Annotated in this window: 15 protein-coding genes and 1 pseudogene; 1 reads left to right on the top strand and 15 read right to left on the bottom strand. The window is 67.4% G+C overall.

The features are described 5' to 3' along the window. Nucleotides 1-12: 12 nt before the first annotated feature. From ACO4JP_RS05145 to ACO4JP_RS05075, 15 genes and pseudogenes are all read right to left on the bottom strand, one after another. Entirely contained in the window at nt 13-1,995 is a 1,983-nt protein-coding gene (locus tag ACO4JP_RS05145) for a DUF6541 family protein (RefSeq protein WP_425956310.1), read from the bottom strand. Further along, nucleotides 1,992-2,726 carry an ABC transporter ATP-binding protein gene (locus ACO4JP_RS05140; RefSeq protein ID WP_425956309.1) on the bottom strand — a complete coding sequence of 245 codons (735 nt, stop codon included), beginning with the start codon at nt 2,724-2,726 and terminating at the stop codon, nt 1,992-1,994. Before ACO4JP_RS05140 ends, ACO4JP_RS05145 begins: the two co-directional genes overlap by 4 nt. Further along, a complete protein-coding gene (locus ACO4JP_RS05135; protein WP_425956308.1) occupies nt 2,727-3,608 on the bottom strand; it encodes an ABC transporter permease in 882 nt (293 codons plus the stop codon). After that, entirely contained in the window at nt 3,605-5,551 is a 1,947-nt protein-coding gene (locus ACO4JP_RS05130) for a glycosyltransferase (RefSeq protein WP_425956307.1), read from the bottom strand. The genes ACO4JP_RS05135 and ACO4JP_RS05130 overlap by 4 nt, the downstream gene beginning before the upstream one ends. After that, nucleotides 5,548-6,735: a UDP-galactopyranose mutase gene (glf, locus tag ACO4JP_RS05125; RefSeq protein WP_425956306.1), complete on the bottom strand. Its 1,188-nt coding sequence runs from the start codon at nt 6,733-6,735 to the stop codon at nt 5,548-5,550. The genes ACO4JP_RS05130 and glf overlap by 4 nt, the downstream gene beginning before the upstream one ends. Before the next feature lie 312 nt (nt 6,736-7,047). Beyond that, nucleotides 7,048-8,632 (bottom strand): annotated as a pseudogene (locus tag ACO4JP_RS05120) (IS1634 family transposase). A 440-nt stretch (nt 8,633-9,072) separates the two neighbouring features. After that, nucleotides 9,073-10,053, bottom strand: coding sequence for a hypothetical protein (locus tag ACO4JP_RS05115; RefSeq protein ID WP_425956305.1), 981 nt, complete (start codon nt 10,051-10,053; stop codon nt 9,073-9,075). A gap of 623 nt (nt 10,054-10,676) precedes the next feature. Beyond that, a complete protein-coding gene (locus ACO4JP_RS05110; RefSeq protein WP_425956304.1) occupies nt 10,677-12,197 on the bottom strand; it encodes a hypothetical protein in 1,521 nt (506 codons plus the stop codon). 41 nt (nt 12,198-12,238) lie between these two features. Then, the gene (locus ACO4JP_RS05105) at nt 12,239-14,728 is read right to left on the bottom strand and encodes a glycosyltransferase (RefSeq protein WP_425956303.1); all 2,490 of its coding nucleotides are present in this window, start codon (nt 14,726-14,728) and stop codon (nt 12,239-12,241) included. 675 nt (nt 14,729-15,403) lie between these two features. Beyond that, entirely contained in the window at nt 15,404-17,797 is a 2,394-nt protein-coding gene (locus ACO4JP_RS05100; protein WP_425956302.1) for a glycosyltransferase, read from the bottom strand. After that, nucleotides 17,778-20,444 (bottom strand): bifunctional glycosyltransferase/CDP-glycerol:glycerophosphate glycerophosphotransferase, encoded by a 2,667-nt coding sequence (locus tag ACO4JP_RS05095; protein WP_425956301.1) that lies wholly within the window; start codon nt 20,442-20,444, stop codon nt 17,778-17,780. The genes ACO4JP_RS05100 and ACO4JP_RS05095 overlap by 20 nt, the downstream gene beginning before the upstream one ends. 171 nt (nt 20,445-20,615) lie before the next feature. Next, nucleotides 20,616-21,824 (bottom strand): polysaccharide pyruvyl transferase family protein, encoded by a 1,209-nt coding sequence (locus ACO4JP_RS05090; RefSeq protein ID WP_425956300.1) that lies wholly within the window; start codon nt 21,822-21,824, stop codon nt 20,616-20,618. 64 nt (nt 21,825-21,888) lie between these two features. Next, the gene (locus tag ACO4JP_RS05085) at nt 21,889-23,892 is read right to left on the bottom strand and encodes a DUF6541 family protein (RefSeq protein WP_425956299.1); all 2,004 of its coding nucleotides are present in this window, start codon (nt 23,890-23,892) and stop codon (nt 21,889-21,891) included. A 12-nt stretch (nt 23,893-23,904) separates the two neighbouring features. Further along, nucleotides 23,905-24,765, bottom strand: coding sequence for an ABC transporter ATP-binding protein (locus ACO4JP_RS05080; RefSeq protein ID WP_425956298.1), 861 nt, complete (start codon nt 24,763-24,765; stop codon nt 23,905-23,907). Continuing rightward, a complete protein-coding gene (locus ACO4JP_RS05075; protein ID WP_425956297.1) occupies nt 24,758-25,684 on the bottom strand; it encodes an ABC transporter permease in 927 nt (308 codons plus the stop codon). Before ACO4JP_RS05075 ends, ACO4JP_RS05080 begins: the two co-directional genes overlap by 8 nt. Nucleotides 25,685-25,790: 106 nt before the next feature. Between ACO4JP_RS05075 and ACO4JP_RS05070 the strand changes: the two genes are divergently transcribed. Next, on the top strand, nt 25,791-26,585 hold the full coding sequence (locus tag ACO4JP_RS05070) for a glycosyltransferase family 2 protein (protein WP_425956296.1): 795 nt from the start codon (nt 25,791-25,793) through the stop codon (nt 26,583-26,585). The last annotated feature ends 7 nt before the right edge of the window (nt 26,586-26,592 follow it).

Raw genomic sequence — 26,592 nt, 5'->3', positions numbered from 1 at the left:
GGCGCACCGCCCTCAGCAGCTCACCCTGAAGAGCCGCGCCGCCCTGCCCTCGCTCGCGACGAGCTCGAGGTGCGGGCCTGGCTGCAGACCCTCGAGGCCGGAGTAGTCCATCGTCGTCGCCTTCCACGGCAGCACGCCCTTGGTCCCGAAGTCGAGGACGTAGTCGACGCCGGCCGCCGTCGCCGCAGCACACACCGCCGGGTTCGTGTCGATCGCGTTGAGGTGCCCGTTGAGGTAGATGACCTGGGTGCTCGGGGTCGAGAACACGTGGGGCTCGGTGACGACACGGTCGCCGAGCGCGAACGCCAGCGCCGTGCCCGTGTTGGGGTTGCCCAGGACGAGAGCGTCCGGCGGCGTCAGGTCGGGGAGCCGCTCGAGGAGCGTGCGCTCCGCCGTGGTGAGCAGGGGGCCGGACGGCGCGTACGCACGTCGCGACCGCATGATCTCCGCCTCGGTGTTGCCGTTCTCGAGGGCGATGCCTCCGACGAGTGCGACGCACAGAACCACCGCGCCCGCCGGACGCAGCCGGCGTGCCCACAGGCCGAGGACGCCAGGCTGCCGCTCGGTCCACCGGCACAGGATCCCGACGATGGCGGCGGCTCCGATCGTGAAGGTCACGACCGCGCCGACGGGGATGAGTGCGGCGACACGCACGGTGTCGTTGAAGTAGACGCCGGTGAGGAACATCCGCAGCTGCGACGTGGTGGGCTGCGCGCTGGCGAACGTGTAGAGGATGACCGCGACGACGAACGGCCCGACCGCCCACGCGTCGCCCGGGCGCCTGATGAAGACGACGAAGCCTGCGAGCAGCGGGATGGCGATGGCCCACGCGATGATGCCCGACGGCGGCGAGCCGGTGAGCGCGAGACCGAGCGCGTTGCCCACCGTCTGGGTGGGCCCCCAGGTCGCGGCCTCGGCCGGCGGGCGCGCGACGTGCCAGACGACGAGGAACGCAACCACGACCAGGGCTGCCCCGACCACGGTGAGCCGCGCACTGCGCGTCTGGCCAGCCTTCCGCTGTGCCCTGACGCGGCACACCGCTGCGTAGAGGAAGAGGGGAAGGCTCATGATCAGCAGCGACATGAGTGCGATCGGCTGCGCGAGCCCCAGTCCCGCGCCGGCGACGAGGAGCAGCAGGATCCGCATCCAGCGCTCGCCCGGGTTGGTCCTCGACGCCGTCCACGGCAGCCCGAGCACGCGCGTCGCGCCGGCGAGCACGGCGGGGAGGAGCGCCATCGACAGGAAGTTGGGGTAGATGACGCCGAACGTGATGAGCCGGAACGGGAACGCTCCGAACCCCGCCGAGGCGACGGCCGCGGCCGCGGGGGCCCAGGGAACACGGGGCAGCGCGACGGCGCCCAGCGCGAGGCAGCCGGCTGGCCATGCGGTGGCAGCGATGGCGATGTTGGTCGCCGTGATGGCCTGCGGGATGGAGACGCCGGCGACCTCGACGACGATCGACGTCAGGGCGTGCCAGCCCATCGGGTAGAAGCCGTTCCCGGTGAAGTCCGTGAGCCCGAACGCCGAGGCGTTGCCGGACTGGACGACGTGCTGGACGGCGTTGAGGTGGAAGATCGCGTCGAAAGTCTGAGAGATCGCGTCGGGCGTGCCGATGGCGCGGACCATCTGGACGGCGAGGATGCCGCTGGCGACGACGAACCCGCCGGCGGCCCAGCGCCAGGCGGCGCGCGTCGGCATGGGACCGCCGCCGTCGGCCTTGAGCAGCCGGCGGACCACGAACGCGACCGCGGCGACGACGACCGTCATGACGGCGACGGCCGACCACGACCAGGCTGCACCGAGGAATCCCCAGATGATACCGCTCACGGCGATCAGGCCCACGGACACGGCCGGGGCGAGGGCGATGGTCCACAACCGCAGCCGAGTCGCCGCGGCGACCACAGCGAGCCCGGGAACCCACAGCGCCGCCACCGCGACGAGGACCGCTGGGATGAGCGGCGGCCAGTCCGCGATGTTGAGCTCGGGGACGGTCACGACGTCACTCCCCGCATGCGAGCCACGAGCTCGGTCGCGGGGCCGTCTGCCACCATCCGGCCCTTCTCGAGCAGGATGCCGCGCTCGCACAGCCGGGAGACCAGGTCGAGGTCGTGGCTCACGATGACGAGGGTGCGCCCCTCCCCCTTGAGCGCCTTGATGCGCTCGATGCACTTGCGCTGGAACGGCTCGTCGCCCACCGCGAGGATCTCGTCGATGAGGAAGACCTCGGGGTCGGAGTGCACCGCGACCGAGAATGCGAGTCGCAGGAACATGCCCGAGGAGTAGAACTTCACCTCGGTGTCGATGAACCTCTCGATCTCGCTGAACGCGACGATGTCGTCGAAGCGCGAGGTGATCTGCTCCTCGGTCATGCCGAGGATCGCCCCGTTGAGGAACACGTTCTCGCGGCCCGTGAGGTCGGGGTGGAAGCCCGCGCCGACCTCGATGAGGCCGGCGACGCGGCCCCGCGTGCGCACACCGCCGCCGTCGGGCGTGAGCACGCCCGAGATGAGCTTGAGCAGCGTGGACTTGCCCGACCCGTTGAAGCCGAGCAGCGCGACAGTCTCGCCGTCGGTGATGTCGAACGAGACGTCGTCCAGCGCGAGGAACGTGTTCCTGTCGATGGGCTTGCGGAGCAGCACCGACACGGCGAACTCCTTGAGGGACCGCTGGTGCCGGAGCGTGAACTCCTTGGTGACGCCTGCGACCTCGATGACGGTGGTGGGCATTCAGAGCTCCTGCGCGAAGCGCCCCTCGAGGCGCCTGAAGACGATCTGGCCGATGACGACGAGGCCCGCGGAGATGGCGAGCGCGAGCAGGGCCCACCACCACAGGCCGTCTGGCAGTGGCGCGCCGCCGCCGGGCAGCAGCTCGGGGCGTCCCGTGGCCCCGTACCAGAACGCGTAGTGGAAGAGGGAGACGGCGGCCGTCAACGGGTTCGCCATGTACAGAGGCCACAGCCACGAGGGCAGCGCGTCGTGCACGAGGTTCCACGTGTACAGCACGGGCGAGGCCCACGTGGCCACCATGACGATGAGCTCGACGAAGTTCTCGGCGTCCCGGAAGTAGACGTTGACGGCGCCGAAGACGAGGCCGAGGCCGAGCGCCAGCAACGCGACGATGACGAACCCGACGACGCCGGCAGCCAGCTCGGCGGGCGTGGGCCGCCACCCGGTGACCACCGTCGCGACGATCAGCACGAGGAACTGCGGGAAGAAGTGCACCGCGGACACCCACAACGACGCGACAGGGAACAGCTCGCGCGGCAGGTAGATCTTGTTGACGAGCGGGGCGTTCCAGAGGATCGAGCGCGTCGCGTTGGTGAAGCCCTCGCCGAAGAAGTTCATGACGATGATGCCGCTGAACAGGTAGACCGCGTAGTCCGGCACCGTGTCGCGCTGGCGCATGATGATGCCCATCGCGAGGAAGTAGACGGCGAACTGCACCGCGGGCTTGACGTAGGTCCACGCCATGCCGAGCACCGAGCCGCGGTAACGGACCCGGAGCTCCTTGCGCACGATCAGCTTGAGCAGGAACCGCCGCTCGAGGACGTCCAGCAGACCGCGCCCCTGACCGGGCGTGGTCAGGGGCAAGGTGGAGACTGCGCTCACGTGCGGTCTGCCTCCGTCCGGGCGAACGTCGCCTTCCAGGCGTCCTGCCCGACGAGGTCGCCCATGGCGTCCTTGTAGCGCTTCGAGAGCTCGGGCCACTCCTGCAGCAGGCGCGCGTACAGCTTCGTGGACCGCTCGACCTGCCGGCGGAACTCGGCGGGCCGGCGCTTGTACCAGACCGCGCCGGTGCCGTCCGCGAGCGAGACGACGGCGGAGTCGTGCCGGGCGAGGACGAACCAGCGCGCGTCCTGGGCGGCGATCTCGGCCTCGGGGTGCCGGCGGCTGAGGTCGGACGCCGGTCGCACGGCCTTGACCAGGCTCAACGCGGCGCTGGCGTAGTTGGCGAGGCTGCTGCCCGACGGCGCTGCGCTGTTGCCCTTCTTCGGCACCTTCTTGCGGCGCACAGGCGGGAACGAGCCCGGCTCCTTCTCGACGCGCGCGTCGTCGTACTCGGCGCGCGTCGCACGGATGCGAGCGAGGCGCGTGTCGAGCTGCGCGTGCATATGCTCGGGCCCGCTGAGCACGTCCTCGAGCGCCTGGAGGCGCAGCTCGGCGACGGAGTACTGCGAGGCGAGCAGGTGCTTGTACTGGTGGGAGAGGGTCTCGCGCACGATGCCGCCGCCGTGCTCGAACGGCGAGTGCAGCAGCGCCGCGACGAGGCGGTTGCGCTGGTGGTAGTACGCCTGCCAGTCGAGCGAGTCGTCCTTGTCCGTCCACGGCACGTGCCACGCAGCCACGCCGGGGAGCGTCACCGTGTGCACCCCGTGCTCGCGCGCACGCAGGCCGTACTCGGCGTCGTCCCACTTGATGAAGATCGGCAGCGAGAGGCCGATCTCACGGATCACGTCGACCGGGACGAGCTCCATCCACCAGCCGTTGTAGTCCACGTCGATGCGACGGTGCAGGTCGGCCGTGCCGCGCAGCGACTGCTGGTCGAGGTGGTGGCCCGTGTACTTCTTGAGCACCGCGCCCCACCAGAAGCGGTACGGGTTGACCCGCTCGCCGAACGAGTGCAGGAACGAGCGGTCGAACATCGAGAACATGTGCCCGCCCACGATCGTGCGGCGGCGGGCCAGGTCCGCGAACGCGACCGCGCGCAGGATGCCCTCGGGCTCCGTGCGAAGGTCGTCGTCGGAGATCAGGTGGTAGGTGGAGACGCCCTCGTCGAGCGTCTCGCTCATGCCGCGGGAGAACCCGCCCGAGCCGCCGAGGTTGGCCTGGCGGATCATGCGCAGCCGCCCGTCGAGGCCCTTCTCGGCGTCGGCGAACCCCTCGGCGTCCTCGGGGTGCTGCGTGCCCTGGTCGACGACGGTGACGCGGTCGAGGATCCCCAGCAGGGTCGGGTCGCTGCCCAGCTGCTGGAGCAGCGTGACGACGTCGTCGGCGCGGTTGAGCGTCGTGATGCCCACGGTGACGGTGCCCTGCGGGCGGTCCGACGCCGCCTCCCAGTGGGCCTCCTCGAGGGCCGCCCCGTCCAGGCCGGCGACGAGGTCGAACCAGTACCAGCCGCCGTCGGCGAACGTGTCCAGCGGCAGCGTGAAGCGGAACGTCTCACCCTTCGCGGCCTCGAACGTCTCGCCCGCGACGCGGTAGATGTTGCCGCGCGCGTTGGAGCGGTAGACGAACACCTGGCCCGTCCCGCTCACCGTCGCCGACAGGACGACCTGCTCGACGACGGTCCACTTGCGCCAGTACGACGCCGGGAACGCGTTGAAGTACGTCCCGAACGAGGCGCGGGCGCTCGGCTCCACAGTGAACGAGCGGCGCGAGCGGACGTGCGAGACGTCCAGGTGCTCGGCGGGGGCGCCGACCGGGATCTCGGGCTCACCGTCGAAGACGGGAGCCTGGCCGAGGTCACCCTCGACGTAGAGGGGCAGGATGTCCTGGTCCGGGTCGACCGGCAGGACGACCCGCTGCAGGATCCGGGTGCTCGTGGTGCTCACGCGTCCACACCCCCGCTGACGAGCGCCTCGCCCTTCGCGTAGTACGGCGCGAGCTTGTTGTCGACCATCGACAGCGCGGCACCGATCGCCATGTGCATGTCGAGGTACTTGTAGGTGCCCAGGCGGCCGCCGAACAGCACGTCCTTCTCGACCGCGGCGAGGTCGCGGTAGGCCAGGAGGCGCGCACGGTCCGTCGCCGTGTTGATCGGGTAGTACGGCTCGTCGCCGTGCTCGGCGAAGCGCGAGAACTCGCGCATGATCACCGTCTTGTCCGTCGGGTACTCCCGCTCCGGGTGGAAGTGCCGGAACTCGTGGATGCGCGTGAACGGCACGTCAGGGTCGGCGTAGTTCATGACCGGGCAGCCCTGGAAGTCGCCGACGTCGAGGACCTGCTCCTCGAGGTCGATCGTGCGCCACGACAGGTCACCCTCTTCGTAGTCGAAGTACTTGTCGACCGGGCCGGTGTAGACGACCGGGACGTTGCCCCCGACGTTCTTCTTGTTGACCGGCTGCGACTCGTCGAAGAAGTCGACGCCCAGCTGGACCTCGATGTTCTTGTGGTCCGCCATGCGCTCGATCCAGCGCGTGTAGCCGTCGACGGGCAGGCCCTCGTACGTGTCGTTGAAGTACCGGTTGTCATACGTGTACCGCACGGGCAGACGGCTGATGATCGACGCCGGCAGGTCCGTCGGGTCGGTCTGCCACTGCTTGGCCGTGTAGTTGCGGATGAACGCCTCGTACAGCGGGCGGCCGATGAGGTTGACGCCCTGCTCGTCGAGGTTCGCCGGCCTCCTGCCGCCGAGCTCCGCCGCCTGCTCCTTGATGAGCTCGCGGGCAGCGTCGGGGCCGTAGGACGACCGGAAGAACTGGTTGATCGTCCCCAGGTTGATCGGCATCGGGAACACCTCGCCCTTGTGCGTGGTGTACACGCGGTGGACGTAGCTCGTGAACGCCGTGAACCGGTTGACGTACTCCCACACGCGCTCGTTCGAGGTGTGGAAGAGGTGCGCGCCGTAGCGGTGGACCTCGATACCGGTGGTCGCCTCGTCCTCGCTGTAGGCGTTGCCGCCGATGTGCGGGCGCCGGTCGATCACCAAGACCTTGCGTCCGTACTGCTCGGCGATGCGCTCGGCGACGGTCAGGCCGAAGAAGCCAGAACCGACGACGATGAGATCCGCGTCCACTACACAAGCTCCTCAAGGTCAGGGGAATCGCAGGCAAGCGTAGCGTGCAAGACCTCAGATCTCGGCTCGCAGGCACCGTCCGGGCCCACCCATCGGCTCGCGCGGCGCGACCACCCACCGACGACCCCGACGGTAGGTCTCGCGGCCGCGGCATGAGGACGTCCAGACCGGCCTGAGCCCTGGGCAGACGGCTGCGACAGGCACCGTCAGCACGGGCGCGACGTCGGCTCTCCGAACCTGGTCGACGCATTGGGCATTGGCCGCCGAACAGCGGAAAGGTGGAGGTGAAGCCCCTGACTCGTGCCACTTCGGTTAGTGACCAGTTGGCGTGATCTTGTCGATGATGGTGCGGGCGTCGTCGGGGAGCTCCGGTTCGAGCGTGAGGCGTTGGCCGTTGATCTCGACGGTCGCGGAGCGGACCTGGCGCAGGGTCTTGACGATCTTCTTGATGCTCACCCCGGTCACGTTCTGCAGGTGGCGGGAGACGGCCAGGGCGGCGAAGACGACGGTGAGGTGTGCTTCGATCGCGTCGCGTTCGTGGTGGAAAGATCGGGCGTGCACGCAGGTCGGACTTGACCATCCGGAACGAGGCTTCGACGTTGTAGAGGTCGTGGTAGGCCTTGATGACGTCCGCGCCGGTGGCCTTGTCCCGAGACAGCGAGGTCACGTACCCCTTGAGCCCGGCCAGGGCGCGCGCCCGCTCGATGAGCTTCTCGTCGAGCTCCTTCGCGGCGCCCGTGACCTTCAGGAAGCGGGTCTTCTTCAGCGGGATCTTGCCGTCGGCGATGCGCTGAGCCTTGGTGATCATCGCGTCGATGTTCTTGTCGTCGCGCTTGTTCCGCTTGAACGACCACTGGTAGACGATCCGCCGCTGGCGGGCGTTCTTCCCGATGCCCATCAGGCGGGTGGACTCCAGGATCTGCCGTCGGTGAACGCGGTGCCGTGGCGTTCGAAGTGGTCGGCCAGGTCGTATGGCGCCTTCGTCAGCCGGGACCCGACGATGAAGGAGAACCCGGCGTCCTCCAACGCGTTCAGGTTCCCTGCCCACAGCATCCCGGCGTCCGCGACAACGACCAGGTCGGTGACGCCGTGGCGTTCCTGGAACTGGGTCAGCACCGGGACCAGTGTGGTGGTCTCGGCCTTGTTGCCCTCGAACGCGGCGACCTCGAGCGGGAACCCGGACGGGTCCACGAGCAGCCCGACCTGGATCTGCGGATCCACCCGGTGCTCCTTGCTCATCCCGACCCGCCGCCACTCGTCCTCGTCGGTGACCTCGAAATGGAGCGTCGTCACGTCATACATCAGCAGCGCAGCCGTGCCCGTGGTCCGCGCCGAGTGCGCCAACGCGGCGGTCGCGAGCCGGCCCCGGTAGTCGTGCGCGATCAAGCGGTCCAGCGCGCGGAACAACGTCCGCAGCGACGGGCACGGCGCGCCGACCTCGCCCAGCACCCGGACCGTCTCGGCCTTCGAGGCCGGCTCGATGATCCGCGCGAGCACCATCGCCCGGAACGCGTCGTCGCGCAGAGCGTCGAACCCGAGCCGCGCGTACGCCGCGCACAGCACGTCCCACAACACCAGCGACGCCGTCGCCACGACACGCCCACCAGCCGCAACAGCGCGCGGACGACCTACCGGCGTCGGCGCGGGCAGGTTGCCCGCAGTCCAGTCCGCGATGTCTGCCATGCGCGCCGGGACCTGCTCAAGACCGTCGAGATCCAGAGCCTCCTGGCCCGGCAGGAGACGCTCACGGGCAGCGAGCATCAACAGCTCCAGGCTCGCGTCGTCATGCGCGGACCCGACGTGATCGACATCGACCACCCGAGCGCGCTCCTTCGACACGACCTGGACCGCGACCGCTCCCGAGGGTGCGGACCTTGCGCACGTACCGCGAGACCACCCGCGAACGCTACCCGACCCCATTCTTAGTACCCGACTACAGGCCCGCTCAACCACAAACCCGCAGGTCACAGCCTCACGCCACGAGCGAGGACTCCGAGGTGGCACGAGTCAGGTCCGAACCTGGTCGACGCATTGGGCATTGGCCGCCGAACAGCGGAAAGGTGGAGGTGAAGCCGGGTCGCGCGCTCGGGGCGCAAGCCAGAGGCGAGCACGGTGGCGACTGCGCGCAGAGTGGCCGTCGGCGGCGTCGACGGGACCGCGCCGTCCGACGCGTCGAGGGTGACGTGGGATTCGCGCGATCCAAGACCCTCAGACCCGACAGCGGCTCGGCCCGCGGGGTTCCGCAAGCAGCCGCAGACCGAAAAGATGGCAGGCCCGAACTGAACGTCGCCTTCCGCGCGATCGTCGCAACCCCCACCAAAACGACGAAGTCTCGAACTAGTTCACATCCACAGGAACTCTGGTAAGGAAGCGCTCATTCGTCTGCCCAACAATCAGGTCAGCACCCCTCGACACCGCGTATCCAAAGTCGACTTCGGGCGACCACACAAAATGGAGCTCCTTGAACACGCGAGAGAACCAGAAATTGCACCTGGACGCGGTGATCGGATTGCTCCCGAAGAAGCTGTTTCCAAAGACAACAACACACTTGGCAATGGGCGCTGCTTCGTTCCTCCACACTCTGCGCGCGCCGAGAAACCGACCCGATCCGGTCGGCTCAACCGACTCAGTTAGCACAGGGTCGCTTGCGAGGCTGGCGAGGAACTCCATGTCGGGCTCGTAGACAACCTCCGCCAGGATGCTGCCAAAGAATCGCTGCGTCAGGTCCCCCTCGAGTGCACGCTCGCGGGTGAAGCGTTGCTCGGGCCACACAAAGTCAGGATTCGAGCGCTCGACGATCTTTTCACTTAGCGCGAGAGCACCGCAAGCTGAGAGGTGTGTATCGAGCTTGCGCCATAACAAAGCAGGAGGAGCGGAGTGGCTTCGCAAGGCCTCGAGGGCACTGATGTACCATGGGAGGTGGTTCAGCCGATGTTCGATCAGATCAAGTAATGGCGTGACTCCGGATAGTTCCGAGATTCCGCTCGGAACGTGAGTCGACTTCTCAGGCACCACAACTTGCGAGAACTCGACGCCAAGAGACTCCGCTCGTTCAGCTCGCGAGGTGAGCAGTTCGACCCACTTGCTTGCATGGCTGTCAAGGGCGGCTTGCGCCTCCGGGGTCGACGCACGACGGTAACTCGCAACAAGATCGTTGGCGCCGCGGAGCAGGAACAGGTGACCGCCTGCTCCAACCACAGCGCTACCGTCCGCACTCAATGAACCGATTGGTAATGGGACAAAAGAGACATCGTCGAAAGAATCTGGAACTGAAGCAACCAAGCCCGCTGGCGGGGCTGCGGGTCGCTCCTTGTTCACGGTGGGCGACCCCCCACGGGGCAGGTTTCGGAGCCAGGCATCAAAGCATCTCTGGTCCTCAAGACGGACCCGCTCACCAAGGAGAAGGCGTTCTCCTCGAAAAACGACGGCGACATCCCCCGAAATCAGGGCACCCGGGGGCAGCGGGTCCGGGAATGTGCACTCGAACCGTCGATTGTCATGTCCGAGCCGGGCTACGACATCCTCCCGACTCGGACCAAACCGCACAGCGCCGAGCTCAGTACCGTTGAGCGATACATGGAGCTCCAATGGCGCTGGGTTGCCGTCTGCCCGCACCCATCCCGCAATGCGGTTCCGCTGAGAAGAGATGGCATCGACGTATCCAATCGTCATACATCGAAGTCTACCCTGACCCCAAACGGGCTCATTCCAGTGATCGTGCGGCGGCATGATCACAGGCCAATGCGTGAGTGGGTGCCAAGGAAGATAGAGTTCCTGCACCAGTCCATCCAGGGCGCCGGCGTTCTCGGATGGTGAACGCCGGAGCCCTGCGTGGGCGGCCAGGCCGCGTGACTCCAAACAACCTGAGCCAACTCGCATTGACCCAGTTCACGAGGCCCTCGTCCTGTTAGTCCGACGACACCCCGCGCGAGATCCCGAGGCTAGGGTCGCTGAAAGGCCGTCATGAGCACGTTCCGAGAACGTTTCAGATGTCGGACCGCGTTCCGGACCGGCGCCGTAACCTTCCAGGAAATCGAGCCTCTCACTTCGTCAATCTCTTCTCTGGCTCGCAGGAGGCGACTGATATCTTGCCGATGAAGACGCTTAACATCTGCAATCGTGGCGGCCCGTCTCTCAAGTTCGTCGCGCAACTGAGCAACCGAAGTTTCCATCCCCTCGAGCGACGCACTTAGTTCATCGCGCAACGCAACCAAGTCGTGGAATCGACCGGCGAGGTCGGCCAACTCAAGCTCAACCCTGTCTCGATCCAAACGCAAACTGTTGCGCTCTCGAACGACTTCGTCCCACTTGCGGGCCAGCTCATCCCTGGCAGCGATCGTTCGCTTATGCGCCCCACGCTCCGAGAACCACGCATTCTCTCGTACCGCCAACTGAGTCAGTCGGCGATCGAGCTGTATTGCCGACGCGGCGATATCCCCACTCAGGCCATCAAGAGGCGAGTTCATCGCTTCGATAGAGGCTTCGAGGACCTGCATGCACGACGACAAGCCAAACTGCTCTATTGCGGACGCTCTGAAACTCTCAGAGAACGCGAGCGCGCGACGCCATCCCACGCGGATTCCTTGGGCGATCTCGGCCCCGGGCATCTTCCCGAATCCCCTGCCTGAGAAGTTCAGTGCCGCAGATTGCTCGAAGTTCTCCGCGACCAGCCAGCCGGGTCCACCGTGCATGTCGTAGCAGTACACGGGCCGACCAGCATTGAGCGCATACTGGACCGTCTTGCCGATAGAGATGACCGCATCCGCATCGGCGAGCAGGGCGGGGTCAACACGGCGCGCTAACGCTCCGTGCTCCCGTTGGGCGCCCACTATGGTTATCTCGACTTCACCCGCCAACAGCTTGAGCGCTTCTCGCAGCTCATCGGGAAGGTGGTTGGAGACAACCAATAGCCTGCGGCGCTCGCACTCCGCGTCAACGGGTTCTAGGCGAGCAAAACCGTCCGGAGCTGGATTGGGGAACACAAGCAGCCGCTCTTCCGGGAATCCGTCATAAAGACCAAGATTCCGGTGGGCATCGCGGGTCTCAGGAGAGTTAAAGACAACCGCGGAGGCTATGCCTCGCTCCAGACCAGGGACAAGCGCCATCTCTGAAGTCAAAAAGGGCGACAAGTGGGCGAACACCACCGTCTTTGGCACAGGCGGGCGAAAGAGAACGGCTGGGGTTACGTTGTGCTGGACCCATGCGAACGTAAACGCATAGCTTGCGAGCCGGTCTTCGAGTGCCGGATCATCGGCTGCAATTACCTCGACGCCTGGCAACGCCAGATGCTCGCGGACGAACCCATCCCCAAACGACCGCGCCACAACAACCACGCGACGACCGATAGAAGCGAAATATTCGCAGAGCTCGAGGACGACGACCTCCGAGCCAGCCAGGCGGTGGAGCAGGCCCTGGGTCACCAGAACGTCACCGTCCTTGGCAAGGATCCCGCCCTCGCCCATAATGTCCGACCTCGCTGGAACGCGCGCTTCCATGTTCCGACCTACCCTAGCAAGTTCAGAACATCTCGCAGCATAACTGCTGCTCGCGCATCGAAGGAGTGTTCACGAGCGATCATCGCCGAGATCTCCTTGAAGCGTGCCCGATCTGGAATCCACGATCTGTCCGCCGAGAGTTCCTCCATCTCCTCGAGGCTGCCGCAGGGCCGAACGGCGCCCTGGAAGAGCTCCAGACCGTCGATCTCATCCGAAATGACAGCAGCACCCGATGCGACCGCATCAAAGGTCCGGTTGCTGACGAACCCGTGTTCCCGCATTGGGTCCATGTGGTCGTTCAGAACCACATTGCATGAGGCATATGCTTCGGGCGTCCTCGAGAACGGAAGATACTCGCCACGCGTGTTCCCGGGCGCCACCAGATCCCACCCTGGTCCCCATAGGCTCAGGTCAACACCTGACTTCAGAGCCATCTCCACCAGTGGACGGCCGCCAATAGCCTCTCTTGCGCCGCCGACAAAGAGCACGTCACTCCGCAAGTCGGATGAGCGCGCTTCAGGTCTGAACCGTCCAGGGTTCGTTGCCTGGAGCATCGTCCGCACGTCGACCCCCGACTCTGCCGTCATCCTCCGGGCCCACGGCCCGGAGGCCGCGTACACCAGATCCTGGCTTCGGATCTCAGTCGCGCTGACGAGCTCGGGCCGGCTGATCACCCACATCAGGTTCACCCGACCCATCTGCACGACCGGCGGCCGCACTCCGCGAACCGTAAGTACGACGTCGTCAAGGTAGGCGGTGTCGCGTTCGAACGCGCCGTAGCGATCGACGACAACCTCCTGGCCGAGCTTCTCGAGAGCGACCCGAAGATCCTCGGAGAAGATCGTGTCCCCCCACCAGTCAGCACGATAGGACCCGCTAGCTCCAATCTTGACCGCCCACCGAAGGCTAGGGATCTTCCCAAAACCTTCGACATGCACCGTGCGCTTCGGCCTCACAAGAACAGGGAGCCAGCCGTGACCGCCGGGCAGCGGACGTGTATGAGCGACTTCGAGCCCGAGATCCTTGAACTTCTTCTCGTCGCCCGTCGGGATCCTTCCCCTCCAGCGGTCGAGGAAGATTCGCTTGTTCTCCTCGCTCCGCGCAAACCGTCCAGGAGTTCGCGCCTCCGTGTGCTCGACAAGAGAACGCGGTTCCACCTCAAACCTCCCGCCCGTCAACTCGCAGGCGCGCAGGCAGAGGTCGTAGTCCTCGAGTCCGTTAGCGTAGATCGGATCAAACCCCCGCAGCTTCTCGAACAGATCTGACCGCATCAGCAGAGCAACACCATGCACCGCAGCAAAGCCCTTGCCGTCGTGTCTGAAGGCGTCCTCTCTCGGGAGGCGTGCGAGGAACTGCGCGGGCACCTTCTCGTCAAAGACGAAAACCGCCCCTGCCGCCTGGGTCGTTCCATTTGGGTTGAGGATAAGAGGCTGCACGCCGATGGCGTCCGTGCTCTCCAGCCTTTCCACAAGCGGGCCGAGCCACCCGTCTCTCACGATCGTATCGTGATTGAGCAGGAGAACGTATTCCCCAGAAGAGATCGAAAACCCGTAGTTGCAACCCGTCGCGAAGTTGTAGTTTCGACTCAGCCTGCGGTACGTCACTCGCGGGTGGTTGTGATAGCGCGCCGCGACGATGCGACTCGTTGCAAGGTGCGAGCCGTTGTCCACCAGGATGACCTCCACATCCTGGTCTGCGGTTGTCTGAAGGACCCTGTCCACTCCCAGAAGAGTATGGACGAAGTCCTCGTACACCAAGATCACGATACTGACACGCCCACGAATGCGGTCATTCTGCGTTGTTCTGAGCTCATCCCAGCGGACAACGTGCCGTGCGGCTGCCACGAACTGCCAGTGAACGCTCTCTCGCCTTGTAATTCGGTCGGAGGCATCGCCGTCAAAGTACTCACAGCCGATGAACGGAAGGTACGCGATATCTCCCTGCTCCGCAATGTCGAGCATAAGCGCGTAGTCAACCCACCGCGCGAGGCTCTCATCGAAACCACCCCGCGCCAGCGCGACGCCACGCCGCACGACAAGTGAGTTCATATCGATCAGGCTGCGCTTCGCCAGCGCCTCGATACCGATCTCTGCGCCACGGTAGGTCACGGATCCGTCCGCCTCGGTGATCCTCAAACCGTTGTGCGTTGCTACATTCGCACTGTGAGCGGCAAGCCAGCGCACAGAAAGTTCGAGATGGCGATGAGTCCACTCGTTGTCCGTGTCGAGGAAGGCCAAGTAGTCACCGACTGCGGCGCGAACTCCGGCGTTGCGGGCCTTTGCCACACCTCCGTGCGGCAGTTTGATAAGTCTTATGCGGGAGTCCTCAGAGGCAGCCTGCTCTGCGATCTCAATAGTTGCGTCTGTGGACCCATCGTCCACGATGATCAGCTCCCACGCTCGGTGGGTTTGCGCGGCCACCGATTGGATGGCCACCCGGATCAGTGCCTCTCGGTTCCAGGTTGGCATGATGATCGAGACGAGGGCGTCGTCTGCCACGGGTAGCGACTCTGCCTCAGCAAGCCACACTGCCTCCCGCACTGCGTCCCAATTCGCGTACTTTCCAGGAACAGGGACCGCAGCCTGCGCCCTCGTAGCGCGAGCGTGCGTGATAGAGGCCTCTCGCAACGGGCCCCACGTCGGGGCAGAACCCTGGAACCCACGCGGCGGTGCGATGACTTGGCTAGGAGCTAGGTTTGCGAAGTACGCCTCGACACTCGCGGAGTCTGCGCCATCCAACGCTGCATCGGGTACGAACAATGGCCCCCATGGCTTGCTTCGGTTCTCCGGGGCCGTAAGCCATGCAACATAACTGTCGAACTCGCGAGCGGAGAGCTTCTCCCGCAGCTCCCCAGGAATGTACGCAGGATCGATCAACGGGTGCAAGGCATAACCTTTACGCGCTCCAGCCCGCATCCAGTCGCGCGCTGCGGCAAGGGAGGAATCAAATGAGAGGCCACGCTGCGCCGCGTAATACTCGGCGTCGAAGAAGGGGCTCTTGGCAACCTGAGTGGCAATCGCGTCGGATGCCCGCAGTCCCACTCGGCTTGCGCGCTGCGCCGCGAGACGATTTCCCGCCATCCGCACGGGGGCTGGCAGCTGCTTCGCTATTCTGGGGATGTACATCCCGAACCTTTCAATGGGAGCTGTGTAAAGGTACGGAGTCCTCTGGTCTTAAGGTTTCGCCAATACGCGTCGCATACGCCGGAGATATCGGCGTGCAACTATGATGGGGACCCCAAAGCGTTCAGAATATCTGATCGTCCTAGAGTCGTGCCAAGTGTTGTAGAAGGCGTCGACATCGCTTCTCCGCGTTGACGACGAGGCGCTCTCAAGTGAGTCCTGATGGAGCCGAAACAGTTGGTCCACAAGGATCTCCCCGTGGCGCCGTTCACCTTCTGACAGGTATCCCGTCGTCAAGCGCGCACGGCTGGCACTGAACGCCTCTTGCAGGTGATCTAATACTGCCGTCTCCGAGAACCTTTCCTGGAGCAACATCAGGCCCCTCCGGGCGGCGTCGTCACGGCGTGCCTTATCGTCGAGTAGCTCCACCACAAGTCCTGCTGCCCGCTCTCGGTCGCCCCACGGGACGGTGAAGATCCCTGGGTTCTCCTTGGGAACTTCAAGATACGGAAGGTCGTACATAACGACCGGGCGCGCTGCGACCAGTGGTTCGAAGAGAGCCATCGGGAACCCTTCGATGATAGAGGTCATCAGCACCACAGAACTGTTCCGGATGAGCGAGTCCATGTCGGTCGCCGACGGGAGGAAGGAGACCGAGTCCTCGATCCCGAGCGCTCGAGTCAGCTCCTGAATACGCCTGAACTCAACTCGGTCGGTGCGCGGGACCGGGCCGACAATGTGCAGTGTGGAACCAGGGCGCTGTTGAGCGACCAGCGCGAACACTCGCACAACCTCGGAGACGCGCTTCGTTCTTTCCTGGATGCGCCCGAACCAGAGGACGTCGCACGGCTCGCTCGTCACGGACGGTCCACCGTCCAGGAAGTTGCCCTCCGACGCGCGGTCGTCGTCAGCCATCGTCGGAAGGGTGAACTCCACCGGGTTCGGGACGTATTGCACCGTCTCGACACCGGCCAGGCGCCAGAACACCTCGTCGGTCTGGGATAGCACTGCCAGACAGTTCGAGTGCTGCGCGGCGGCGCGTAGCGTGCCGAGCCTCGGAGAACGGTCAAAGACCGACCGCAAGCTGAAGTTGTGGATCGTAAGAATCGACCACACGGGCAGCAGTTCGATCCCCAAGATCAGGTAAAGAAGTTCCGGCCGGTAGTTCGCGTGGACGATGATCGTGTCGATCTCGTATTCCTTCACTGCTGCGTCGATACCGCCGTACAGATCTAGGAACTCCTCCGTCCGTGACGTCATCCTAGGTGTGAGCTCAATGAACGCCACGCCCACGGGAATCGGGTACGGGAACTCCTCGCGTTTCATCTTGCCGAGTAGCACGACTCGGTATCCCGCCCTCGCCAGCAGGCCCGCTTGAAGCGATGCGACGCGCTGCATTCCACCAATGCCTTTTTGGTCAAGGTAGAGGGCCACGACCTTGGCGTCGTCCACCGGCCGGTCCAGTCGACGTCTTGGCTCGCCAACGAACGGTAGGAACTCCGCTTCACGGGTCCCAAATGACTGATAGAGGGCAGCCAGGATCTGCGTCGCGGGCCAGGCCGTCAGAAGCGACTCCAGTTCGCATCCGTTCGGTGACGCGACCTGTGAGAGGTGCCGGACCGAGCGTTCTATGCACTGACTCCGCAGGCGCTCGACAATCTCGTTCGAAACCTCAGCCGGGAGCGACCACGAGTCGATCTGGCTCTCGACGACGTCGAATGCAGGGCGGAAGTTCACGAGGGTCTGGAACCGCTCCGTGCTGATCAGCCCATCGGTCGCGTTGCCAGAGCCGAAGCGGTAGTGGTACAGCCGGTCAGTGATCCCCACGTACGTTCGCGCGGACGCGGCGAGCATAAGAGCAACCGGCAGATCGTTCGCCCGTGGTACGCGGGCGTCATGGGCGAGCGCTTCGAAAAGCGGGCGGGCGTACCCCGTGCGGTACGCCTTGTTCCAGAGCTGGCCTTCGAACGTCTTCGCAGCAAGGAAGAGTTCCTGGAGAATCGCGCCGCCGCTTAGGCTCGCCGCTGGAGGCAGGAGCTTCGCCGCGAACCCTGGATGATCCCGCCCGTCCCGCCCTGTGATCGTGCAGCCGAAATGGACCATGTCGGGCTGGCGGCTCACGTGCTTTCGCAAGACCTCTACGGCGTTCGGTGCGAGCGCGTCATCACCGTCAACGAACACGATGTAGTCGCCGCGCGCGGCAAGGACTCCGGTCCTTCGGCCCTGGAACGCGGTCTTGTTCTCGGCGTGACCGATGAAAGAGACACGCGGGTCCTGACCGCTGATGTCACGGACGATCGCTGCCGTCGCGTCCGTCGAGCAGTCGTCCACGACAATGACTTCGAGATCCGGATCAGTCTGACTGAGGCACGACATGATTGCCTCGCGAATGTGGTCTTCGTCGTTGAAGACAGGTACCACCACACTAACGAACGGGGCGGCCACGGCCACCTCCTCGGGCCTTCCCATTCCGTGAACCTCTCCGTAAGTCTGCCGGCTGTCGATGCCCAACAACCGCCTCCGTAACACGCTCGGACGCGCGCCCGTCGCGCATAACAAATGTCTTCCGGATCCGGGTGGCGTACGGCTCGACAGGCTGCTTACCCCGCGCGATGAGCTCGACAAGGGCCCTCTCGGCATCCGCAAGTTGCTCCATGACCGGTCCGAACCCGTCCTTCACGTAGTCGAAGGTGCCCTTGCGGAAGGCATGCTCGCCGTTGAAGAACTCGTCGTGGTCGAACTGGAAGTAGAGAACGGGCCGATCGGCAAGTGCCGCCTCGAACGCGTTGGACGAGTAGTCGGTCACCACGTGGGAGGCGCGCGCCAGGACGTCCTGGACGTCGTCGTCGGCGTAGGTGGCGAGCCTGACGTGGTCCGGCAGACGGTCCGGGGTCAGGTGCGGGGTCATGTTGGGGTGCGGCATGAACACCAGCCGCAGCCCCGCTGCGTCGAGCGCGTCCCGCAGCGTGGCCGAGCCGAGGAGCCCGAGCCAGTTGCGTACGTAGTCGCTCTCCCAGAACCCGTCCCTGACCACGCGCCCGTTGCCGTTGCCGTTGCCGGCAAGCAGGTGGTGGCGCCACGTCGGCATGACGACGACGTCCGTCCGCTCCTCGTCCCGCACGGCGGCCGCCTTGGCCACGAGGGCGTCGTGCCGCGGGAACCCGGTGAGCGCGACCTCCCGCCCGGTCCATATGTACGGGGTGCCGTCGCCGACGATCGACTCGGTCTCCTGCGGCGTGGCGGTGATGACCGTCGAGACGGGCTTGGGGTTGACCCAGCGCGACAGGTCGTTGTGGGTGACGCCGTGCTGCAGGAACGTGAACCGCCACGGGATCGGGCGCAGCCAGAACGTCACCGGCGGGCTGACCACGTAGTGGTCGATCTGGGACGAGATGAGCTCGCGGCTCTGGGCCGCGGCGAGCACGTGCTGGAGCGACCCGTACGGGATCAACCGGAAGCCCTCGGCCTGGAGCCGCTTCCAGTCGCTCGCGCTGCGGTTGAGCAGGAACCACGCGTTGATGTCCGGCCGCTGCTGGTGCAGGTACCGGTACAGGTGCTCGGCGTTGTCGTGCGCCTGGTCGTCGCGGTCCATGAGCAGCCAGGCGTCGCGATACCGCGGCCGGAGCACACGGGCGAGCCTGCCCGCCCACGACGCGCCCGGGCCCTTGGAGAGCACGGCAAGATCCGCTCGGACCAGCACGCGCAGCAGCTCACCCCGGTTGTGCCGCAGCAGTCCCCACGCCACCTGCGCGGCGTCGGTGAGCTGGTGCACGAGGCTGCCGTGCGGGCTGAAGCTCCGCAGAACGCCCTCCGCCGACCCCGTGATCACCCGCAGCGATGCGCCGTCGAGGAACGCCGTGACCTCGCCCGTGCCGGGCAGCCAGGCGATCGCCTCCGTGAGCACGTCGCGGCCGAGGTAGCGCACCGCCCGCGCCTTCGAGAACACCGGCACGACGCTCCGGCCGTCGACGGCGAACGTCACGTTCCCGAGGCCGCGGCCGTCGGGGGTGGTGAAGAAGGTGACGCGGGTGACGCGCTGCTCGCGGTCGCGCTGCCAGACACGCACCGTGGGGCGATCGGGCAGCGCGCCCTTGAGCGCGACGAACGCGGTGCGGATCTCGTGAGACAGCGGGTAGACGCTGTAGCGCGGGATCTGGTCGAGGTCGACGCCGCGCAGCACGTCCGCCGCGAGCTCGAAGAACGACGCGGACTGCTGCGGCGTGATCCGCGCGGTCTCCGAGTGGTTCTCGGCGTCCTTCTTGAAATACCAGCCGAGCTCGTAGAGGACGACGTTCTGGAGCCACGCGGGCACCTTCCCGGCAGCCCGAGCGCGCTCGACGAGCGGCAGGTACCCAAAGCGGAGCTGGTCGTCGTACTTCTCCGGCTTGGCCCAGCTCCCGGCAACGAGCGAGGACTGGTCTCTCCGCTTCCGGTAGTGGTATCGGGCGTCAGGGAGCACGGCGATACGCGGGTCCGGGTCGTCGAGCAGGACCTCGGCCAGCAGCGCCGTGTCCTCGAAGCTCGGCCGGATCTTCGGGTCGAACCGGTGACCGCCGGCCTCGAGGTCTGCCCGGCGCACGAAGGCGCTGTTGGCGTGAAGCTGCAGCGCCTCCGGCTCGTCGGCCAGGCGGATCACGCGGCGGCCGCGGGAGAACTTGGCCCGCAGCGGGTGGATGCCGGCCACCTGGCCCGTCGCGTCGTCGAGCACCATCAGGTTGGCCACGACGAGCCTGACGACCGACGCCTCCGCCGAGCGGAGGTAGCCGGTCACCTCGCGCAGGTAGCCCGGTCCGAGCACGTCGTCGGAGTCCGGGAACGACACCCACTCGCCGGTCGCGGTCTCGAGGCCCGTGTTGCGGGCCGCGGCGGCGCCCGCGTTCGCCTGTTCGATCACGGTCACCCGGTGCCTGGTGGCGGACGCCCAGTCGTGCAGCATCGTGGGCGTCGCGTCTAGGGATCCGTCGTCGACGAGGATCACCTCGACGTCGTCGGTGAGCTGGGTCTCGAGGGACTGGATCAGTTCCGGAACATACCGCGCGACGCTGTAGCAGGCGACGACCAGCGAGAGCAGCGGCGCTTCGGAACGGGGCATGAGTTCAGGGGGTCCAGGGAACGAGCGGGTAACGGTCAGCGGTGAGTCTAGCCAGGCCACAGAGTGCTCCGGGCGACACTGGCGGTGGCAGCCCCGCCGTGGCAGTTCCGGCGATGGCCGCCACCGCGGCGAGCGCCCGGGCCGCCCCACGTCGGCGCCCGGGAGGCTGCTCTAGCGAGGCGCGTAGATCCGCTGGGCGACCGCCCCCAGGCGCGACGAGTGCTCACCGACACGCGACGGCAGCGTTCCCGGCCCGCCTGCCTCCACCGCACCGTCCTGCAGCGACGCGAGCGTCCATCCCGAGCCCAGCGCCGCGACCGCGCCGTGCTTGACGGCGTAGTAGTCCTCACTGATGCTCAGCGCGACGCCCGAGGCGCCCGCCGCGGCCGCGACCATGTGCGGGTGGTAGCGCGACGAGATCCAGCGCTGGCCCGGCCGTGCGGGCAGGCCGTCGCGCAGCACGTCCCACAACCCGTAGAACCGGGCGCCGGGCAGCTCGCCCTTGAGCGCGTCGTAGATGCCCCGATCCATGCGCGGGATGCACTCGACGAAGCCGACGCCGCGGCCCGAGGTCACGCCCCAGCCGCGCAGGATCGCCCGCACGGCGTCGACGACCTCGCCGAACTCGCCCGCGAGCATGTCCTGCTGCACGCAGATGATGACGTCAGGCGCCGAGGCGGCCGACTTCGAGACGAGGCCGCCCAGCCCGTCCAGGCCACCGAGCAGCGCGTCGTCAGGCTCGACCGTGGCGCCCGCGTTCGAACGCACCAGCGCGAGCGACGGCTCGTCGCGGACCGTGAGCACCTGGAAGTTCTTGGCGATGTCGGCCCAGACCGCGCGGACGTCGTCGCCGGCCGGCAGCAGGCCCAGCCCGGTCAGGCCCACGCGCGCGTCGGAGTGCGAGCCCACCCACGCTGCCCCGGCGACGACGCCGAGGTGGCGCGGCCAGACGGAGTTGACGTACCCGCCACCGATGACGTGCAGCACGTCGCCCTCGCCGAGCGAGCGCAGCACCTCGATGCCGGGGATCCAGCGCGGCGCCGAGCCCGGGTCGGCGAGCGCGCCGCAGACGAAGTCGGCGACCTCGCGCGCGTCGTCGCTCGGCGCCTCCCAGCTCAGCCGGTACAGGGTGTCCGTGATGCGCAGGCCGGGGTGCTCGCCGTCGAGCATCGACGCGGTGGGCCCGGGCGCCGGAGTGTCGACCCAGACGGTAGCGTCGGGCTCGGTGCGCGCCAGGAGCCGCAGCCAGCGGCGGAGGATGATCTCGTCGCCCCAGTTCGGGTGGCCGCTGGTACCGACCAGGTAGATGGTCCGGCCCTTGCGTGCACCGCGCACGCCGGCGACCAGATCGTCCTTGAGAGCGCCGATGAGTCTCTTCACCGTTGAAGCCTTTCTGAGGGCTGGGACCTGCTGTCCCGCGAACCGGAGCAGTCTAGGGGCCGGATCACCGGCAGGCCGTGATCCGGTACACGCGAGCGGTGCCGCCGGTGTCTACCAGCTCGAAGCCCTGGCCAGGGGCGTGGTCGGGCAGACCCGTGTACCGCTTGTGGTCACGGTGGGTCGGGAAGTAGACGTCCGTGTCCGTGTAGAAGTACTGGACGTCGAGATCGCGCAGGGCGCCGCACACCCGCGGGTCGGTGCCGATCTCGTCGAAGTGCCGGCCCAGGAAGCTAGCCTCGGGCGACCACCCGCCGCGCATGTGCGGGAAGACGACGTCCACGTCCGCGACGGCGAACGCGAGGGCCGCGCCGCTGAACGGGCTGCCGATCAACGCCGCCCCCGGCGTCAGCTCGCCTCGGAGCCGCTCGAGCATCGCGAGCTCGTCGGGCGAGACGAGCGAGTCGGTCCGCCCGGGCTCGGCGGCCTCGACATAGAAGGCGTGGAGCAGCGCGGTCCGCTCCGCCGCGCGCAGCCCGCCGGTCCCGGCGACGACGACGGCGAGCGCGAGCACCGCAACCGCCGGCGCGACCCAGACCGGGGCGCCGTCCGCCGTCGAGCGCCGGACGGTGGAGACCAGCCGGGCGACGACGGCACCGAGGCCGCAGAGGCCCACCGCCACGACGAGCGCCGACACGATCGGCACGGCGCCCGCGAGACGGTTCGGGTCTGCGAACCAGGGCTGGACGAGCCACGCGAGTCGCGTCGGGTGCTGGGCCAGCCCGGCGAGCGCCGCCAGCCCGGCGAGCGACACGACGAGCCAGCGGGCACCGCGCACGCAGAGCGTGACCACGACGCCCAGGGCGACGAGGGCCAGCACCCACGCGTTGGCGTCGGGCTCCACCAGTGCGTCGCCGAGCGCGCCCACCGCGCCGGACCGGAACCCCGCCGTGCCCTGCCAGGCGTTGACGCCGACCTGCGACGCGAACATCCGCCAGGCGACCAGCCATGCCGCGACCCAGGCGAGCCCGCCGGCTGCGGCGAGCACGCGCCGCAGCACCGGGCCGTGCCCGGTGGCGCGTGCGGCGGCCACCACGACGAACGGCGTCACGACGACGGCGTAGACCAGCAGCGCGTTGGGCTGGCTGAGCGCGATGGCGCCGAGCCCCGCGACGGCGACGAGCGCGTGGGCGACCGGCTGCCGGTCCTCGCGCGTCTGGTGCCCGGTCACCCCCAGCGTGAGCACGGTGGCAGCGACGGTCGCGGGCACGAGCGCGTACGCGAGCGCGTTCGGCCAGACCGTGCCCCACGTCAGGAGGCCGCCCGGGAACCTGAGGAACAGCGCTCCCACCACGGGCGCGACGACGGCGAGCCACGGCCAGCGCGGCACCACCGCCCAGGCGAGCGCCGCGAGACCGAGCGGCCACACGAGCCCCGCGACGACCAGCGCCACCGCGTTCGTCGAGACGGTGACCGAGCCTGTGGTCGACAGCGCAGCCAGCACGTGCCACGCCGCCGGGTAGAACGTGGAGCCGCCGGCGGGGTTCGTGAGCGCCCCGACGTCGAGCGACGACGCGTTGGCGTTCTCGAGGACCCAGCGCACCGCGTTGAGATGGAACACGGCGTCCCAGGTCTGCGGCATCAGGTCGGGGCGGGCCATGCCTCGCGCGACCGGCCACGCCGACAGCACGCCGCCCACCACGACGCCGGCGGCCACCAGCCAGACCCAGGCGCGGCCCGACGGAACCGTACGAGCCCCCGCCTCCACCGCCGGCTGGGCGCGCAGGTGCCGCCCTCCTCCCGGAGCCGTGGATCGTGACAGCGCGGCGCGGGCGAACCAGACGGCCACGGCCGTCACCAGAGTGACGGCGACGGCGACGGCCCAGCTCCACGGCACCCCAACCGCTGCGAGAACCACCGGCCAGGCGGCGAGCAGCGCGACCGAGAGCAGCGGTGCGGCGAAGAGCGCTCGCTCTCGGCGCAGGCCGAGAGCGAGCGCCAGCAGGGCACCGGGTCCCAGGGTCCACAGCGCCGCGAGTACCAGCTCGTCAGCGGCCGACCACCAGCTCATGCGCGCACCATCTCAGCGGAGCTGCGCGCCTGCCGTGGCGTTCGTCCGGCCCTGGACGAACGCGTGGTACGCGTCGCAGACCTCGTCGACATCGCCGTCGGCGATGAGCTTCCCCTTGTCGATCCACAGCACGCGGGTGCACATCGCGCGGACCGAGCCCAGCGAGTGCGACACGAAGAACACGGTGCCCGCCTGGTCGCGGATCTCCTCGATGCGGGCCGTGCTCTTCTTGCGGAAGGAGGCGTCGCCCGTGGCCAGCGCCTCGTCGATCATCAGGATGTCGGGCGTCGTGATGGTCGAGATCGCGAACCGCAGCCGCGAGCCCATTCCGGAGGAGTAGGCGCTCATCGGCAGGTACAGGAAGTCGCCGAGCTCGGCGAAGTCCGCGACGGCCGAAGTGCGCTCTCGCACCTCGGCCGCGCTCAGGCCGAGAGCGAGCCCACCGACCATGATGTTCCGCTCCCCCGAGAGCCGCGGCAGCAGCGCCGCGTTCACCCCGAGCAGCGCGGGCTCCCCGGAGACGAAAACGCGCCCCTTGGTCGGCGGGAGCAGCCCGGCGACAGCGCGCAGCAGCGTCGACTTGCCCGAGCCGTTGGTGCCGACGATGCCGATGGACTCCCCGTGGTGCGCCACGAAGGACACCCCGCGGACTGCCGGCACCTTGGTGATCGGCCCGGTGTCGGGCCGGCCGAGGTTGATGGCCCGGTTCAGCAGCGACGACTTGGCCTGGGTGGTACCGCCCTTGCGACCGCCGAAGACGCGATAGGTGACGTGCACGTCGTCGACGACGACGGAGGGGGCGCCGAGCGTCCGCGGCCCCGCCCGCTGCGGCAGGTCCTCGGCGTCGATCTCGTAGTCGATGTCCTCAGTCACGTCCGTACGTCTCCTCTGCACGCCAGAAGAACAAGAATCCGACGGCGAAGGCGCCTACCGCCCACGCTCCCGCCTCGAGCCAGAGGCCGCCAGTCATCTGGATCTGGGGCTCGTTGCCGAAGACGGCACGGAACAGCTCGAGGAACACCGCAACCGGCTGGTTCAGGAAGAGCGGCCGGAACCAGCTGTCCTCGGCGATCATCGTCGGGAGGTAGAACATGACGCCGGAGGCGTAGCGCCCGAGCGACAGCAGGAATGGCACGACGTTCGCGATGTCGGGCGTGCGCGCGCCTAGCCGAGCGAAGATCATCGCCAGGCCCGTGGAGAACACGGCGAGCAGCAGCGCGGCGAACGGCAGCAGCAGCCAGGACCACGTCGGCACGACGTGGCCCATCCCGGGGAGGAGTCCCGTGATGAGCACCAGGATGATCATCGCCACCATGACGGGGGCGAAGAGCACGGTCTCGGTCATCGCCGTCGACAGGGGGACGACCGCACGCGGGAACTGGTGCGAACGGATGAGCGCGAGGTTGCCCGGGATGGATCCGATGCCGCCCATGACCGACGACGAGAACAACGCGTAGGTGAAGGTACCGACAACGATGAAGGCCGCACGGTTCTCGAGCCCGTGACCGCTGCTGTTGAAGATGAAACCGAAGATGATGATGAACGTGGCGGCATCGAGGATCGGCTTGAGCACCGTCCACGCCTGGCCGAGGTACGAGCCCTGGTTCTTGGCGTAGGCGCGCGAGGCGGAAAGGTTCCAGATGAAGGACCGCCGGCCCCACACGTTCGTGATGTAGCGGCGGAGAGGTGGGCGCACGCCCATCTCGTGCAGCCCTGACCGCACCGCGAGCGCCTCCGCATCCTCGGACGTCAGGCGTGGCGCGAGGGTGACCTGCGCCTTCGGATCAGCCAACTTCATTCTCCTCTTGCGCTCCTCTGACGCCAGGCCTGCCTACCCCGGGCGTCTGCTCGAGCCGGGTGGGTCGGTCGATCCGGCCGGATCGGTACGATCGTTCGTCGTGACTCTCGACAAGGATCCGCGCCCGCTGGTGACGGTCGTGATGCCGGCGTTCAACGGCGAGCGGACCCTGCGTGAGTCGGCAGCGAGCGTACTCGATCAGACGTTCACCTCCCTCGAGCTCATCATCGTGGACGACGGATCGACCGACACCACCGCGACAGTCGTCGAGGACCTCGCCGTCCGTGACGCGCGCGTCCGGCTCGTCCGGCAGCCGCGCAGCGCCGGGCCCGCCGCCGCCCGGAACGCCGGGATCGGTGTGGCGCGGGGCCGATACCTCGCCTTCTGCGACGCCGACGACCTCTGGCTGCCTACCAAGCTCGAGCGTCAGCTCGAGCTGGCGGGACGCACCGGTGCCGCGCTCGTGTACAGCGGGTACCACCGCGTCGACGCCGACTACGCCGGCTCTGCCGCCGCCTTCCGCCCCCAAGGGCGCATCGTCCGGGTGCCGACCGGGCTCACGCACGCCGAGCTGCTCCGGCGCAACGTCGTCGGGTGCCTGACCGCGGTGGTCGACGTCGAACGGACGGGCCCGGTCTCGATGCCGGACCTCCCCGGCGCCGAGGACTGGGCGTTGTGGCTGCGCATCCTCCGCAACGGGGGCCGCGCCGCCGGCATCGACGAGCCGCTCGCGCTGTACCGCGCGGCCCAGCCCGGCTCGCACTCCGCTCGACGCTGGCGCGCCGTCCGCGCGGTGTGGGGAGTGCTGCGCACGGAGGAGGGACTGTCCGTCCCGAGAGCCACGATCGACCTCGTCACCGACGCCGTCGCAGCGATGCGCAAGACCCGGATCTGACCGGGTC

Source organism: Xylanimonas sp. McL0601, assembly GCF_049852175.1.
Lineage (GTDB): Bacteria > Actinomycetota > Actinomycetes > Actinomycetales > Cellulomonadaceae > Xylanimonas.
The sequence above is the reverse complement of the archived record's forward strand: the minus strand, read 5'-3'. Positions and strand labels throughout refer to the sequence as shown.